The sequence below is a fragment of the Streptococcus halichoeri genome (assembly GCF_019774635.1).
Lineage (GTDB): Bacteria > Bacillota > Bacilli > Lactobacillales > Streptococcaceae > Streptococcus > Streptococcus halichoeri.
The window spans coordinates 1,700,716-1,715,815 of sequence record NZ_CP081502.1 but is presented as its reverse complement, the minus strand read 5'-3'; the positions used below and the strand labels follow the sequence as shown (position 1 = coordinate 1,715,815).

At 41.6% G+C, this 15,100-nt stretch carries 12 protein-coding genes and 1 pseudogene; 9 read left to right on the top strand and 4 right to left on the bottom strand.

Annotated elements, in window-relative coordinates; translation table 11 throughout:
- Window positions 1-44: 44 nt before the first annotated feature.
- Window positions 45-416, bottom strand: a complete 372-nt coding sequence (locus K5J94_RS08080; RefSeq protein ID WP_159545146.1) for a thioesterase family protein — start codon at window positions 414-416, stop codon at window positions 45-47.
- 127 nt (window positions 417-543) lie between these two features.
- Between K5J94_RS08080 and K5J94_RS08075 the strand changes: the two genes are divergently transcribed.
- Window positions 544-1,263 (top strand): pseudouridine synthase, encoded by a 720-nt coding sequence (locus tag K5J94_RS08075; protein ID WP_159564859.1) that lies wholly within the window; start codon window positions 544-546, stop codon window positions 1,261-1,263.
- Between the two features lie 358 nt (window positions 1,264-1,621).
- Here the strand turns inward: K5J94_RS08075 and K5J94_RS08070 are convergent.
- A pseudogene (locus tag K5J94_RS08070) lies at window positions 1,622-2,863 on the bottom strand (aminopeptidase).
- A gap of 161 nt (window positions 2,864-3,024) precedes the next feature.
- On the opposite strand from K5J94_RS08070, the gene K5J94_RS08065 reads away from it, so the two are divergent.
- The 3 genes from K5J94_RS08065 (at window position 3,025) to K5J94_RS08055 (ending at window position 4,762) form a co-directional block, all read left to right on the top strand.
- Window positions 3,025-3,153, top strand: a complete 129-nt coding sequence (locus K5J94_RS08065; protein ID WP_159545152.1) for a DUF4044 domain-containing protein — start codon at window positions 3,025-3,027, stop codon at window positions 3,151-3,153.
- A gap of 62 nt (window positions 3,154-3,215) precedes the next feature.
- The gene (gene obgE, locus K5J94_RS08060; RefSeq protein WP_159545153.1) at window positions 3,216-4,529 is read left to right on the top strand and encodes a GTPase ObgE; all 1,314 of its coding nucleotides are present in this window, start codon (window positions 3,216-3,218) and stop codon (window positions 4,527-4,529) included.
- A 68-nt stretch (window positions 4,530-4,597) separates the two neighbouring features.
- Complete coding sequence (locus K5J94_RS08055; RefSeq protein WP_159561496.1) at window positions 4,598-4,762, top strand: hypothetical protein; 165 nt, start codon at window positions 4,598-4,600, stop codon at window positions 4,760-4,762.
- Window positions 4,763-4,905: 143 nt separating this feature from the next.
- On the opposite strand, the gene K5J94_RS08050 is transcribed toward K5J94_RS08055, so the two are convergent.
- Complete coding sequence (locus K5J94_RS08050) at window positions 4,906-5,646, bottom strand: amino acid ABC transporter ATP-binding protein (RefSeq protein WP_159545157.1); 741 nt, start codon at window positions 5,644-5,646, stop codon at window positions 4,906-4,908.
- Entirely contained in the window at window positions 5,646-7,823 is a 2,178-nt protein-coding gene (locus K5J94_RS08045) for an ABC transporter substrate-binding protein/permease (RefSeq protein ID WP_159564863.1), read from the bottom strand. The genes K5J94_RS08050 and K5J94_RS08045 overlap by 1 nt, the downstream gene beginning before the upstream one ends.
- Window positions 7,824-8,081: 258 nt before the next feature.
- On the opposite strand from K5J94_RS08045, the gene K5J94_RS08040 reads away from it, so the two are divergent.
- From K5J94_RS08040 to dltB, 5 genes are all read left to right on the top strand, one after another.
- Entirely contained in the window at window positions 8,082-9,827 is a 1,746-nt protein-coding gene (locus K5J94_RS08040; protein WP_221912771.1) for an IS1634 family transposase, read from the top strand.
- Between the two features lie 117 nt (window positions 9,828-9,944).
- Window positions 9,945-11,936, top strand: a complete 1,992-nt coding sequence (uvrB, locus tag K5J94_RS08035; RefSeq protein ID WP_221912847.1) for an excinuclease ABC subunit UvrB — start codon at window positions 9,945-9,947, stop codon at window positions 11,934-11,936.
- A gap of 209 nt (window positions 11,937-12,145) precedes the next feature.
- Complete coding sequence (locus K5J94_RS08030) at window positions 12,146-12,289, top strand: teichoic acid D-Ala incorporation-associated protein DltX (RefSeq protein ID WP_159545163.1); 144 nt, start codon at window positions 12,146-12,148, stop codon at window positions 12,287-12,289.
- Window positions 12,290-12,300: 11 nt separating this feature from the next.
- Complete coding sequence (gene dltA / locus K5J94_RS08025; RefSeq protein ID WP_221912844.1) at window positions 12,301-13,839, top strand: D-alanine--poly(phosphoribitol) ligase subunit DltA; 1,539 nt, start codon at window positions 12,301-12,303, stop codon at window positions 13,837-13,839.
- Window positions 13,836-15,095: a D-alanyl-lipoteichoic acid biosynthesis protein DltB gene (dltB, locus tag K5J94_RS08020; protein WP_159565193.1), complete on the top strand. Its 1,260-nt coding sequence runs from the start codon at window positions 13,836-13,838 to the stop codon at window positions 15,093-15,095. The genes dltA and dltB overlap by 4 nt, the downstream gene beginning before the upstream one ends.
- Window positions 15,096-15,100 lie beyond the last annotated feature (5 nt).

Here is a 15,100-nt window from a genome sequence, read left to right as displayed (position 1 = left end):
GCTTTCTTTGGGGACTTTTGCATGAGTCGGTTACGGTGTCGTTTTTAATCGTTTGAGTTGAGGCGCTGCATAAACCGCTGCCGGTTGACCCTGACACGTGTATGGCAGGCTTTGGCAACTAATCGGTCATGGACATAGGCCTCCAAACGAAAATCATATTTATGGCCTTCTTCTTTGAGGGCGATGATGACAATGGTGACTGTTTCGCCAATAGCAGATGCTGCTAAATGTTGTAGTCCTAATTCGCTCCCAACCGTTGTATGTGCTTCATCCAATTGCTGACTGGCAAATTCAAAGGCTGTATTTTCCATAAAGGCTGCCAGTGCTGGCGTAGCTAAAACGTTTAGGTCACCAGACTTTACAGCGTTAGCAGCGTGTTCTGAGTGAGTATCAAAGGTTTTTGAAAAGATAGCCATGGTGTTTCCCCCTTAATGTGTTACTATCATTATAATATATTAAACGCTTACAGTCATCTCCTGGCCGTCACGTATGGTATACTAATAAAAGTATCAAACAGGAAAGAGAAAGAGTCAACAACTAGCTATGCGATTAGACAAATGTTTAACAGATCTAGGCTTAGGTACCCGAAGTCAGGTCAAACTTCTCTTGAAGCGAGGCGAGATTGCGGTGAATGGTCGCACAGAAAAATCAGCCAAGTTTCAACTGGATCCAGAAAAAACCGAGATTAGCTACCAAGGGCAGGTGTACCGTTATGAAAGCTTTTTATATTACTTGCTTAACAAGCCAAAAGGAGTTGTCTCTGCAACCGAAGATAAGGTGCACAAGACTGTTTTAGAGTTGCTTGATCAGCAAGCTAGGCACCGGCAGGTCTTTCCGGTGGGGCGTTTGGATAAGGATACCCATGGGCTTTTGCTGCTTACAAATGATGGCCAGCTGGCGCACCAACTCTTGTCACCTAAAAAACATGTTGCTAAGGTTTATCGTGCCTTGGTTTCTGGCATCATGACCCAAGCAGACCAAGAACATTTTGGCTCTGGGATAAGGCTCAAGGATCATCATTGCTTGCCTGCTCGACTGAGCATTTTAGCAACTGATCAGGCTAAGCAACAATCAAGTGTAGAGATTGTCATTCAAGAAGGTAAGTTTCACCAAGTTAAGCGAATGGTGCAAGCTTGTGGTAAGGAAGTCCTGGATTTACAACGCACCCAAATGGGGCCGTTAAAGTTAGACCCTGCTTTGGCTTTAGGGGAATACCGTCGGTTAACCCCTCATGAATTAGCTCAACTGAAAAATACGCTGTAAAAAAGAGAGCTCCTCTGTTATGAATACCTTAGCTTGTGAAAAAGAGCTAGTCTCATCAAAGGCACTTGTTGCAATCATTTTTTATAGTGAAAAAGGCTATTGCAGATGCAAAAATAGTGATCGCTCCCAAAAATAATCACAGGATAGCCGTAGGGATGATTTAATTTAGGCATGTATTTACAGTTCATACCATATCAGCTAACTAAGAGTGCTAAAGGCATGCACCATGTCGTTACGATAGGAAGGGCAGGATTTTATATTGCTTGAGCTCTGCTTGGCTAGTTGCTCTGCTTAAACAGCAAAAAAGCTTGAAACAAAGCGTTTTTTGCCTCAAGCGGGATTTACTGATAAGCGTTTCTTATAGGGCCCATTCGCCAGCACGGAAAATCGGAATAACTCGGCCATCTTTGGTAATACCATCAAGGTCCATATGTTCAGATCCAATCATAAAGTCCACATGAGCTGTAGAGCGATTAAGCCCAGCAGCTTTTAATTGGTCTTGACTCATTTCAGTGCCTCCTTTAATACTAAAGCCATAGGCTGCGCCAATAGCAAGATGGTTAGAGGCATTTTCATCAAAAAGTGTATTAAAGAAGGTTAAGCCAGATAGTGAGATAGGAGTTTTATGCGGTACAAGGGCTACCTCACCAAGGGATTGTGCTCCTTCATTTTCTGCGATTAAGCGTTTAATGGTTTCTTGCCCTTTTTTAGCTGTCACATCAACGATTTGGCCATCTTTAAAGGTGAAGGTCATATCTTCAATGACTACACCAGCATAGGATAAAGGTTTGGTTGAAGTCACATAGCCATCAGCACGTCGATAATCTGGTGCTGAAAAGACCTCTTCTGTTGGCATATTGGCGATAAAGGCTTCGCCCTGAGCATTAAGACTTCCTGGCCCTTCCCAGATATGATTTGCTGGCATGCCCAGCCTCAGGTCGGTCCCTTTGGCCTTGTAGTGCAACTGGTCGAATTGATAGCTATTGAGCAGCTCAGCTTTTTTAGACAGCTTGGCCTGGTGTTCTTCCCAAGCTTTAATGGGATCGGCCTCGTAGATGCGGTTCATTTTGAAAATGGCATCCCAAAGAGCATCAACTTGTTCTTCTTGACTTGTTAACTCGGGAAAGACCATAGCCGCCCAGTCAGGGCTTGCTGCTGCCGCGAGATTCCAGCTGACCTGATTAGCTTGGGTGGCTGTCCGCTGTTCAGCTAGAGCCACTGTATTGGCTTTGGTTGCTGCGGCAAGTCGTTTAGCATCCACACCTGCAAAGGCATTGGGGTCACTTGAGCGCACCACTAGACGGCTAGCTTTTTTCCCTAGGTAATAACGGGAGCGTTCAACCACGTAATCTGGTATCTGAACCAAGCGATCAAAGTCAGCATGTAAGAGTTTTTCTTTGGTTATAATGTCATCGATGTAATCAACAACAACCTCAGCCGCTCCCGCTTCATAGGCTTTTTTAGTTAAGAGACGTGCCAAAGGAAATTGGTCAACAGCAATAGTAATCAATAAGGTATGTCCTTTTTATACATTGACCCCTTTTTTAATTAAGAGGTCAGCATATTTCGCTAGGTAGCGACCAAAGTCAGCAAGCACCATAGTCTATCTCCATCATTTCATTTTGTCGTTCCTAAATGTAGCATAAATGGCTTAAAAGTACAAGTTAACCTGGGGCCTTCTAAAGGGAGATTGGCATTTGCGTATTCTGTTATTTCGTGTTAAGATAAGTAGAGAAAAAATCAATGAAGAGGTAAGATAAAGTGGCATTTGGTGACAATGGACCACGCAAAAAAACAACATTTGAAAAAATGACATTGTTTGTGGTTGTCTTAATGGTTTTAGTAACTGTTGGTGGACTGATTGCAGGAGCACTTGCAGTATTAGTGTAAAAAAACGCTGTCAGGCGTTTTTTTAGAATATTAGAATTAATGAAAGTAAGAGATAAGTAAGTATGAGTATGTTTTTAGACACGGCTAAAATTAGCGTTCAGGCAGGCCGTGGTGGCGATGGAATGGTTGCCTTTCGCCGGGAAAAATATGTCCCAAACGGTGGCCCTTGGGGAGGTGATGGCGGCAAAGGTGGCTCTGTTATCTTTAGAGTTGATGAGGGTCTTCGCACCTTGATGGATTTTCGTTATAATCGCAAATTTAAGGCCAAAGCTGGTGAAAAAGGCATGACCAAAGGCATGCATGGTCGTGGCTCGCAAGACTTAATTGTGCCTGTGCCACCAGGAACAACGGTTAAGGATGCTACAAGTGGCAAAGTCATCACCGACTTGGTGGAAAACGGCCAAGAGTTTGTTGTGGCACATGGTGGCCGTGGTGGGCGTGGTAATATTCGTTTTGCCACCCCTCGCAATCCTGCTCCAGAAATCGCTGAAAATGGTGAACCTGGTGAAGAGCGTGAACTAGCATTAGAATTAAAGATTCTCGCGGATGTGGGACTTGTTGGCTTTCCTTCTGTTGGCAAATCCACCTTGTTGAGCGTGGTTTCGGCAGCAAAACCTAAAATTGGAGCCTATCATTTCACCACTATTGTGCCTAATATTGGCATGATTAGAACTAAAACGGGTGATAGCTTTGCAATGGCTGATTTACCTGGTCTCATCAAAGGCGCTAGCCAAGGCATTGGACTTGGCACCCAATTTTTACGGCATATTGAGCGTACTCGTGTTATCCTTCATGTGATTGATATGTCTGCTAGTGAAGGTCGTGATCCGTACGAGGACTACCTTGCTATTAATAAGGAGCTTGAGACCTATAATTTGCGGCTTCTGGAACGCCCACAGATTATTGTAGCTAATAAGATGGACATGCCTCAAGCACAGGAGAACTTGGAGAAGTTTAAACAAAAGCTGGCTGCCAATTATGATGAATTTGCGGAGCTGCCGCTGATTTTTCCAGTGTCAACTTTGGCCAAACAAGGTTTGGATAATCTCATGAATGCTACCGCAGAGCTTCTTGAAAAGGCGCCTGAGTTTCTCCTTTATGATGAAAGTGACATGGAAACCGAAGAAGTTTATTACGGTTATGAGGCACAGGAGCGTCCCTTTGTTATTAGTCGCGCTGATGATGCTTCTTGGGTCTTATCTGGTGAGAAGCTGGAGAAACTTTTTGTCATGACCAATATGGAGCGTGATGAGTCCATCATGAAATTCGCCCGCCAATTGCGCGGAATGGGTGTTGACGATGCTCTGCGCGAGCGCGGTGCTAAGGATGGCGATCTTGTGCGGATTGGTAAATTTGAATTTGAGTTTGTGGATTAATTGGCTGCCTAGCAATGGTTCTATGGCAAAGCCAGCTTAGCTCATCATTTCTTTAAGTGGAGGTGTTTATGGGAGATAAACCAATATCGTTTCGAGATGAAAATGGTCATTTTGTCTCAGCAGCCGATGTTTGGAATGCTGAAAAGCTAGAAGAATTATTCAATACGCTTAATCCCAATCGTAAATTACGGTTGGAGCGCGAGCGTTTAGCCAAAGAACAGAAGTCGACCTAGGTCACTTCGCTGAGATTGAGGTTGGGTACCCAAAAGGTGCCTTGCCTCAATCTTTTTTTGTTTGCCCTCGCTGTTTTTAAGCATTACGGGACCACAAAAAGACGCAACGAAAGCCTTTAGGCTTAGCTGCGTCTTTTGGTTGATTATACATTTAACACTTTGTCGAGAAATTCAATCAAACGCGGGTGTTTTGGGGCATCAAAAACCTCTTCAGGGCTACCATCTTCTAAGAATTGACCGCCATCCGTAAAGATAACCCGGTTGGCTACTTGTCTTGCAAAGCCCATTTCGTGCGTGACAATCAGCATGGTCATGCCTTGCTTGGCGAGGTCACGCATGACGTTTAAGACATCACCAACCATTTCGGGGTCAAGAGCTGAAGTTGGCTCGTCAAATAGCATAATGTCAGGATTCATTGCTAGACTGCGGGCTATCGCCACCCGTTGTTTTTGACCACCTGAAAGACTGGCAGGGTAGGCATCTGCCTTTTCACTTAGTCCAACCTTTTCCAGTAAACTTAAGCCATGTTTACGGGCCACTTCTGGTGTTTCCTTACCCAGTTCGGTTGGAGCAAACATGATATTTTCCAGAACAGTCATATGGGGAAAGAGATTGAAGTGTTGGAAAACCATGCCAATATTCTCACGCGCCTTATCAATATTGGTGTGAGGGTCTGATAACTCATAACCATCCACGACAACTTTACCACTAGTAATGGTTTCTAATAAGTTGAGTGTTCGAAGGAAGGTTGATTTACCAGAGCCTGATGGGCCAATGATACAAACCACATCTCCTTCATAGAATTTGGCGTTGATTCCTTTGAGTACTTCATTATGGCCATAGGATTTATGAAGGTCTTGAACATCAATTTTTAATTCTGCCATTAGTTAAGCCTCTTTTCTAAGCGTTTTGCTAAGCGTGTTAAGAGCGTAATCATAATTAAATAGATAATTGCTAAAATTGCGTACATCCGGAAAGATTGATAGTTACGGGCAATAATAATCTTTCCTGTTTGGAAAAGTTCAACCAAGCCAATTGCAGAGACAATCGTTGTGTCTTTTAGGGAAATGACAAACTGATTGATGAAGTTTGGCAGCATGACCTTGACTGCCTGTGGTAGGATGACCTTTTGCATGGTTTTGTGGTAGGGGATACCAAGGCTACGGCTTGCTTCCATTTGCCCTTTAGAGATAGCGTCAATACCACCACGAACTATCTCAGCGATGTAGGCTCCTCCATTTAGGGAAAGAGCAATGGTTGAAGCAACAAAATCATTAATCGGTGATTGGTGACCTGTTAGGGTTTCAATCAGATTAGGTAAGCCCCAAAAGATAAAGGCTGCCACAATCATTAGGGGAATACCGCGGACAAGATCAACAAAAATCGTGGAGGTTAAGCGAAGCCCTTTACTTGGAGACACTGCCATCATACCAAATAAAATCCCAATCAGCATGGCAATGGCAAATGAAATTAAGGTTAGGCTAAGGGTTGTTCCCAAACCTTGAAGGAGTTGTCTATAGTTGTTGGAAAGCAAACCAAAGATGGTTGACTCATCAGCGTTTTTGGCATGGGCATCGGTCTTGTCTTCACTTGCTAAGTATTTATGAATGATGGCGTCATATTCACCAGATTTTTTCAGTTGTGCTAAGCCATTATTAAACATTTCGATCAGTTCAGGATGGCTCCCTTTTTTAACAGCAAAGCCATATTCACCTGAAGCTTCTCCCTTGAGAGGGGTTTCGAATTTGCGGCCTTGCTTAATGGCGTATTTGAGGATAGCCTCATCATCCATTAGGGCGACAATCGAGCCAGAATTTAGGCTGTCATACATTGATGATGCTTCATCAAAAGCCTTTAATTTATAGTCATAAGTCGCTTTATTCTTTTCCAAAAAGTCATAAGAAGCAGTGCCTTTTTTAGCTCCGACTGTTTTGTGACGGAGGTCTTTGTAAGAGGTGATAGAGCTGCCTGCTTTTGTACCTAGGCGAATTTTTGAAGTATAGTAGGAGTCTGAAAAATCAAAAATAGCTTGACGCTGTTCTGTCACAGACATTCCGGCGATGGCACCATCAGCTTGGCCTGATTGGACAGCATTAAGCGCCGCGTCAAAACCTGGATTTGAAATATCAAGTTTGAAGCCTTGTTGCTTAGCAATGGCTTTTAAAAGCTCCATATCAATGCCGACATATTTGCCTTGACCATTTTGAAATTCAAAGGGGGCAAAGGATGAATCGGACACAATTTTATAAGTTGCTTTTTGTGGGCTGGCTTTTTTAGAGGCATCACCGGTGCTTGAGAGGCTTTTTGTGGCACTAGAAGCGCCGAGCCATTTTGTCATAATATCTTGATAAGTGCCATCTGCTTTCATTTCTCTAAGAGAAGTGTTAAACTGCTTGACTAACTCATCATGGCCTTTTCCTTTTTTGACGGCAAACCCAAAGCTACCAATTGCTTCACCGGGCATATTGATAGCCAGATTTTGATTTTGCTTAATGGCATATTGGATGACGGGTTGGTCATCCATGACGGCGTCGATTGAGCCAGAAGAAAGACTGTTATACATGAGGTCACCCGTGTCAAAGGTTTTAACATGGTAACCGTAGGTTTTTTTATGGTCATCAAGAAAACTTTGTGCAGCAGTACCATTTTTGACACCAACTGTTTTTCCTTTTAAAGCATTGTACTTTTTGATTGGTTTTGCTTTTTGAGTGGCAATGACAATCTTAGTATCATAATAAGGATCTGAAAAAGTAAACACCTTTTCGCGTTCCTTAGTAATTGTTGTGCCTGCCATTAAAGCATGGGCTTGTCCAGATTGGACAGCGTTAACAGCCGCATCAAAGCCGGGAAAGGACATTTTTAAGTCCCAATGTTGGCGTTTAGCTACTTCATTTATAATATCAACATCAATGCCTTTATAGATTTGATCAGCATCCTTAAACTCAAAGGGAGCATAAGCTGTATCTGAAACAACAGAGATAGTTTCAGCTTTGGCAAGTCCCGGGACAAGAAAAAGAATGGATACTAGTGACAGAAAACCTGCCTTAAAAAACTTTTTCATGGTGTTCTCCTTCATAAAATATGACTCATTATACCAAAAAATAGGTGTCAAGGCAAGTCAAGTGGTAGTTTCATGTTAGGTTTTATAACATCATTTTGCCAAAGGCAAATCAAGGCATTTCTAAAAAACTATGTTAAAATCCCGAGTTTATCAGTTAATTGACTTCGCAGGGGTTGTTTTTGCGATAACAGCGGTATTTCTTTTGATTTTTTATCTCTATTTATTGTTGTGAACGGCAATGTATGTTATACTATAGTTATGGCATTTATTCGAATTACAAAAAACAGAGAAGGTCGTAAGCATGTTTATCTTGTTGAAGGATATCGTGAGAACGGAAAGTCAAAACAACGGATTCTTCATAAATATGGTTTGTTGGATGAATTAGAAGCGAAAGAGCCAGGTATTCTTGAGCGATTAAAACGTGAGGCAAAGGAGGAATCACACGCTAAATCTGAAGAATTTCTGATTAAGCTTTCTCTAAAAGACCCAATGAACGCACCTGATGAAAACATTGGTTGGAAGATTTTAGAAGACCTTTACACAACCCTCAAGCTAAATAGATTCTTTAAAAAAAATAAACCGTCAAAAATGACGATTGACTTAGATCAAACGGTTAAGCTTCTGCTCTTTCAACGAATTCTGAACCCAGGAAGCAAATATAGAACTTTCTACCATCAAACTTCCCTATTTGGAAATTGGAATGTTCCATATAATTCAGTATATCGGTCACTAGATGTCTTGAACAATCTTCAATCAGAACTTCAATACCACCTCCATCAAGAGGTCAGTCAATTAACGAATCGAACAGGAACGTTAGTGTTTTACGATGTTACCAACTACTTTTTTGAAATTGATGTTCCGGATGAGGATAGACACGATGAAAATGGAGATATCCTTGTAGAGGGCCTTCGTCGAAGAGGAGCCAGTAAAGAATACAGGAGAGACCCCATTATCCAAATGGGATTATTCATGGATATAAATGGTATTCCCATAGCTTATAGACTTTTTAGAGGTAACGTTACAGACCCTATCACCTACATCCCTGCAATTGAGCAAGTAAAGAAACAATTTGGGATTGAACGGTTGGTAGTGGTCGCAGACAAGGCCATGAACAGCACAAATAACCTACAAGCTACTATAAAGAATAATGACGGTTGGCTTTTCTCTCAAAAGCACCGTGGGAAACGTGGCGCTCCAAAGGATATTCAAGAAAACATATTGGAAGAATCTGGTTGGCAGTTTAATCAAAATCTCACTTTTGCTAAAAAGTCTTACATTCGGGAGAGAAAACTTGGGACAAAGAAGGATTCCCCAACTGTTAAAGAAAAAGTGCTGATGACATGGTCTAAAAAATATGAAGATAGAGAACGGATTCGACGCGAAGGAGCTCTCGACTATGCCAATAAGTTAACCAATGCAGAACTATTTCGACAAACGAGTAAGAAGGGAGGGAAGAAATACCTTGAATTGAGCTACTTGGATACCGAAACTGGAGAGGTTAAACCATTTTCACCACTTATCCGACTTGATCAAGAACAGGTGGAATATGATGCTCAATTTGATGGAGTTCATGTCCTTGTAACGAGTGAAATTGAGATGGAGGATGATGCTATATTAGCGGCCTACAAAGAACTATCCTCTATTGAAAGTTGTTTTCGAATAACCAAAACAGAGTTTGAAACTAGACCTGTTTACGTAAGGAAAAAGGAACATATTGAAGGCCATTTCCTAATCTGCTTTATCAGTTTAGTAATGATTCGCTTATTGTATTACATTAGCGATAAGAAGATGAGTCCTGCTAGAATGATTGACAGCTTAAACAGTATGTTAGCTTCAACTATGGGACAAGGAATATATAGAGTCCAGCAAAATCATGAAGCAAGTGAATTCCTTCGTTTATTAGGTATTACTTGGGACCGTGGAACAGTCAGACACGAAGATATTCAAAAGTTAGGGAAAAACTGCATACACAACACGATTTACAACTTAAAAAAGCTTCAATAACGTTGATTTGACAGCGTTTATAGAGATTTTTTTATTTTTTAACTGATAAACTCGGGAAATCAAGGCATTTCTAAAAAACTATGTTAAAATAGGACATGTTAAGAAAGAGGACAGATTATGATTGATCGAAAAACTACAAATCGCTTTCACTTGGTTTCCCAATATGCTCCTTCAGGGGATCAGCCGCAAGCAATTGAACAACTCGTTGATAATATCGAAGGCGGCGAAAAAGCGCAAATTTTACTTGGTGCAACTGGTACTGGTAAAACCTATACCATGAGTCAAGTGATTAGTCAGGTTAATAAGCCAACACTGGTCATTGCACATAACAAGACTTTGGCGGGGCAATTATACGGTGAATTCAAGGAATTTTTTCCAGATAATGCCGTTGAGTACTTTGTTTCTTATTATGATTACTATCAGCCAGAAGCCTATGTTCCCTCTTCTGATACCTATATTGAAAAAGATAGCTCGGTGAATGATGAGATTGATAAACTACGCCATTCAGCTACCTCCTCTTTGCTTGAGCGCAATGATGTGATTGTTGTTGCTTCAGTTTCTTGTATCTATGGTTTGGGTTCACCAAAAGAATATGCCGACTCAGCTGTAAGTTTGCGGCCAGGCCAAGAACTCTCTCGTGATCAGTTATTAAACCAACTAGTCGATATTCAGTTTGAACGTAATGATATTGACTTTCAGCGGGGGCGTTTTCGTGTGCGCGGTGACGTGGTGGAAGTTTTCCCAGCTTCACGCGATGAGCATGCTTTTCGCGTTGAATTTTTCGGTGATGAGATTGACCGCATTCGGGAAATTGAAAGTCTAACGGGAAAGGTGCTAGGTGATGTTGACCACTTGGTCCTATTTCCGGCTACCCACTTTGTGACCAACGATGAACAGATGGAACACTCTATTTCGAAAATCCAGGCGGAGTTGGAACAACAATTGGCCCTTTTTGAGTCCGAAGGAAAATTGCTTGAAGCTCAGCGATTGAAACAAAGAACCGAGTATGACATCGAAATGCTGCGGGAAATGGGCTATACCAATGGCGTGGAAAACTATTCTCGCCATATGGATGGTCGGTCGGCCGGAGAGCCGCCATTTACGCTTTTGGATTTCTTTCCGGAAGATTTCTTAATCATGGTTGATGAAAGTCATATGACCATGGGGCAAATCAAGGGCATGTACAATGGCGACCAGGCCCGTAAGCAGATGCTTATTGACTATGGTTTTCGCCTCCCATCGGCCCTAGACAATCGGCCACTACGCCGCGAAGAATTTGAAAGCCATGTCCATCAGATTGTTTATGTCTCTGCCACACCTGGCGACTATGAACGACAGCAAACAGATACCGTGATTGAGCAGATCATCCGGCCAACTGGTCTCTTGGATCCTGAGGTTGAAGTACGCCCAACCATGGGCCAAATGGATGATTTGTTAGGTGAAATTAATCTTCGTAGTGAAAAAGGTGAGCGGACCTTTATTACGACTCTCACTAAGAAGATGGCTGAGGATTTGACAGACTATCTCAAAGAGATGGGGGTGAAAGTCAAATATATGCACAGCGATATTAAAACGCTTGAGCGAACAGAAATTATTCGTGATTTGCGTTTGGGCGTTTTTGATGTGCTGATTGGCATCAATCTGCTGCGCGAAGGCATTGACGTGCCTGAAGTGAGCCTCGTTGCAATCCTTGATGCTGATAAAGAAGGATTTTTACGAAATGAACGCGGCCTGATTCAGACTATTGGCCGCGCAGCCAGAAACAGTCAAGGCCATGTCATCATGTATGCCGATAAGATGACAGAATCCATGCAAAAAGCAATTGATGAAACCGCCCGCAGACGGGAGATTCAGATGGCTTATAATCGAGAACATGGTATTGTTCCACAGACAATTAAAAAAGAAATCCGGGATCTCATCGCAATTACTAAAGGCACTGACAGCCAAGTAGCTGAAGAAACTATCGATTATTCTGCTATGAATAAGAGTGAGCGTCAGACTGCTATTAAGCAACTGCAACAGCAAATGCAAGAAGCAGCAGAGGTGCTGGATTTTGAACTGGCAGCCCAGATTCGTGACATGGTCCTTGAATTGAAGGCAATGGATTAAAGCTTGCTCAACAAGCTTTTTTCTTAAGTCATTTTTAAGAAAACTAGGTTAAAACTAAAGATAACCCAAAATGAGCTTCGCAATACGTTAATGGAAGCTAAATGAGAAAAGTGCACTATTCTCATAAATGACATTTTAACTTGCTCTAAGGGATAAAATAAGGTAAAATCTTCCTAGCGCATTATTAACTTAATACAAGAGGTAAGCTAATGAAAAGTGAGAAGACCACTTTAAATACCGTCCTAATTTTTATAGGCAAAGTACTTTTATTTTATATCATATTGATGCTGCTAGTTTACTTTTTTGGATATGTTGGACATGGACAAGGTTCATTTATTTACAATGAATTTTAAGGAGAAAGAGCATGATTGATAATATGATTACACATCTTGATCAGTTTGCTGCAAGGCAACCTGATACCTTGGTTTATAACTGTTTAGGACATTGCCAGACTTATAAAGACCTAAAAGAAGATTCTGATAGTATTGCGGCTTATCTGGACACCTTAAGCCTACCAGCCAAGTCTCCGGTGCTTGTTTTTGGAGCACAATCCTATGAAATGCTTGCTACCTTTGTGGGCCTTACAAAGTCAGGCCACGCTTATATTCCAGTTGATAGTCACACAGCCCTTGAACGCTTACAAAATATTATTGAAATTGGTAAACCTAGTCTGATAGTAGCAATCGAACCCTTGCCTATAGACATTGCTGGTACACAAGTTATCACCCTCAAAGAGATTGAAAAGGCCAAGGCTCAAAAATCAGCCTATGCATTGACCCATCCAGTTACTGGCGATGATAACTATTATATTATTTTCACTTCTGGTACCACGGGCAAACCTAAAGGGGTACAAATCTCACATGATAACCTGCTCAGTTTTACCAACTGGATGATTACTAGTCCAGAGTTTGCAGTGCCAAAAGAGCCACAAATGTTAGCTCAGCCTCCTTACTCTTTTGACCTTTCTGTGATGTACTGGGCACCTACTTTAGCCATGGGTGGAACCTTATATGTCGTACCAAAAGACATTGTTGCTGACTTCAAACGCCTATTTGATACGATTATTAACTTACCGATTGGTATTTGGACGTCAACTCCTTCCTTTGCGGAAATGGCTTTGCTTAGTGAGGATTTTTGTCAGGAAAAAATACCTTCTTTGACTCATTTTTATTTTGATGGGGAGGAATTAACGGTCTCTACCGCCAAAAAACTAATGGCACGTTTTCCGGAGGCGCGAATCGTCAATGCTTACGGACCAACCGAAGCAACGGTGGCTTTGTCGGCGATTGCAATCACAAAAGAAATGACGGCCTCTTATGCACGTTTGCCAATTGGCTATCCCAAGGCAGACTCTCCAACCTTCATCCTTGATGAAGCGTTAGCCATTTTACCAACTGGTGAACAGGGGGAAATCGTTGTCACCGGACCTGCGGTGTCAAAGGGCTACCTCAATAACCCAGAAAAAACTGCAGAAGCTTTCTTTGAATTAAATGGCCAACCAGCTTATCATACTGGTGATATTGGCTCGATGACCGAAGATGGTGTTTTACTGTATGGCGGCCGCTTAGATTTTCAGATTAAATACGGTGGGTATCGGATTGAGCTTGAGGATGTTTCGCAACAATTAAATCAATCGCCGTTCGTCGAATCTGCTGTGGCAGTGCCGCGTTATAATAAAGACCATAAGGTTCAAAATCTATTAGCCTATGTTGTGGTTAAAGGCGATGCGCGCAAGCAATTTGCAAATGACCGAGAATTGACCAAGGCTATTAAGCAATCTGTAGCCGACAATATGATGTCTTATATGATGCCAAGTAAATTCCTCTTTAGAGATGAATTGCCACTGACACCAAATGGCAAAATTGATATAAAAGGCTTGATTAATGAGGTGAACGGCAGATGATGGGCCTATTTGAAAAAATTCCATATTTAGATGCCTATGCCAACCCTCAGTACTTTGTTTATCTCCTCTTGGCCCTTTTTCCAATCACTCTTGGCTTGTTAAAGGGGAAAAGACTTCCCTTTTATGAATGGGTTGTCAACCTCCTTTTTATCTGTTTTTTATTTGGTGGAGATAACGATCATCAATTAATAGCCTTTTTATTTTATTGTATCTGGCAGACAGCCTGTGTCTGGCTGTACAAGAACTACCGCAAAAACCGCAACAGTAGTGTCGTCTTTTACTTAGCCTCCGTTGGGGCCCTTTTTCCCTTGCTTTGTGTTAAATTAGTGCCACTTTTAAGTTTTGATGAACGACCATCTTTACTAGGTTTTATTGGTATTTCTTATCTTACCTTTAAAACAGTGGGGATGATTATCGAAATGCGTGATGGGACCCTAACCGATTTCTCACTACCTGCTTTTCTACGTTTTTTGATTTTTCTACCTACTTTTACGAGTGGACCGATTGATCGCTTCCGACGGTTTGAGTCAGATTATCAAAACGTTCCTGATCGTGATACCTATTTGACAATGCTTGATAAAGCTGTCATGTATCTCATGTTAGGAGCCCTTTATAAATTTATTATTTCTTATCTCTTGGGCGGGGTTATGTTACCAATTGTCCAAGGCAAGGCGCTCTCACTTGGGGGTTACTTTAATTTGCCAACGGTCTTGGTGATGTATTTGTATGGCTTGAATCTCTTTTTTGATTTTGCTGGGTATTCCATGTTTGCGATTGCCATTTCTTACATTATGGGGATCAAAACACCGGAAAACTTTCATAAGCCTTTTTTGGCCAGCAGTCTCAAAGATTTCTGGAATCGTTGGCATATGACGCTGTCATTTTGGTTTAGAGATTACGTTTTTATGCGGTTAGTTCATACTTTTATCAAGAACAAAACTTTTAAAAATCGTAATCATACTTCTAGTGCGGCTTATCTGATTAATATGCTTTTGATGGGCTTTTGGCATGGCTTGACTTGGTACTACATTGCCTATGGTCTTTTCCATGGGATTGGCTTAATCATTAACGATGCTTGGTTGCGTAAGAAAAAGGCTCTTAATCGAGAACGCAAAAAAGCAGGCTTAGCACCGCGGTTTGAAAGTAAATTCTTCCACGTATTTTCTATTATATTCACTTTTCATGTAGTTATGTTTTCCTTATTGATCTTCTCAGGCTTTTTGAATGATTTATGGTTTACAAAACTACCTAAGTAAGATTG

What these genes read in the sequence shown, in the direction of transcription:
- dltB (WP_159565193.1), top strand. Translation starts at nt 13,836, where the DNA reads ATGATGGGCCTATTTGAAAAAATTCCATATTTAGATGCCTATGCCAAC.
- obgE (WP_159545153.1), top strand. Translation starts at nt 3,216, where the DNA reads ATGAGTATGTTTTTAGACACGGCTAAAATTAGCGTTCAGGCAGGCCGT.
- uvrB (WP_221912847.1), top strand. Translation starts at nt 9,945, where the DNA reads ATGATTGATCGAAAAACTACAAATCGCTTTCACTTGGTTTCCCAATAT.
- K5J94_RS08050 (WP_159545157.1), bottom strand. Translation starts at nt 5,646, where the DNA reads ATGGCAGAATTAAAAATTGATGTTCAAGACCTTCATAAATCCTATGGC.
- K5J94_RS08045 (WP_159564863.1), bottom strand. Translation starts at nt 7,823, where the DNA reads ATGAAAAAGTTTTTTAAGGCAGGTTTTCTGTCACTAGTATCCATTCTT.
- K5J94_RS08040 (WP_221912771.1), top strand. Translation starts at nt 8,082, where the DNA reads ATGGCATTTATTCGAATTACAAAAAACAGAGAAGGTCGTAAGCATGTT.
- K5J94_RS08080 (WP_159545146.1), bottom strand. Translation starts at nt 416, where the DNA reads ATGGCTATCTTTTCAAAAACCTTTGATACTCACTCAGAACACGCTGCT.
- K5J94_RS08075 (WP_159564859.1), top strand. Translation starts at nt 544, where the DNA reads ATGCGATTAGACAAATGTTTAACAGATCTAGGCTTAGGTACCCGAAGT.
- K5J94_RS08030 (WP_159545163.1), top strand. Translation starts at nt 12,146, where the DNA reads ATGAAAAGTGAGAAGACCACTTTAAATACCGTCCTAATTTTTATAGGC.
- K5J94_RS08055 (WP_159561496.1), top strand. Translation starts at nt 4,598, where the DNA reads ATGGGAGATAAACCAATATCGTTTCGAGATGAAAATGGTCATTTTGTC.
- dltA (WP_221912844.1), top strand. Translation starts at nt 12,301, where the DNA reads ATGATTGATAATATGATTACACATCTTGATCAGTTTGCTGCAAGGCAA.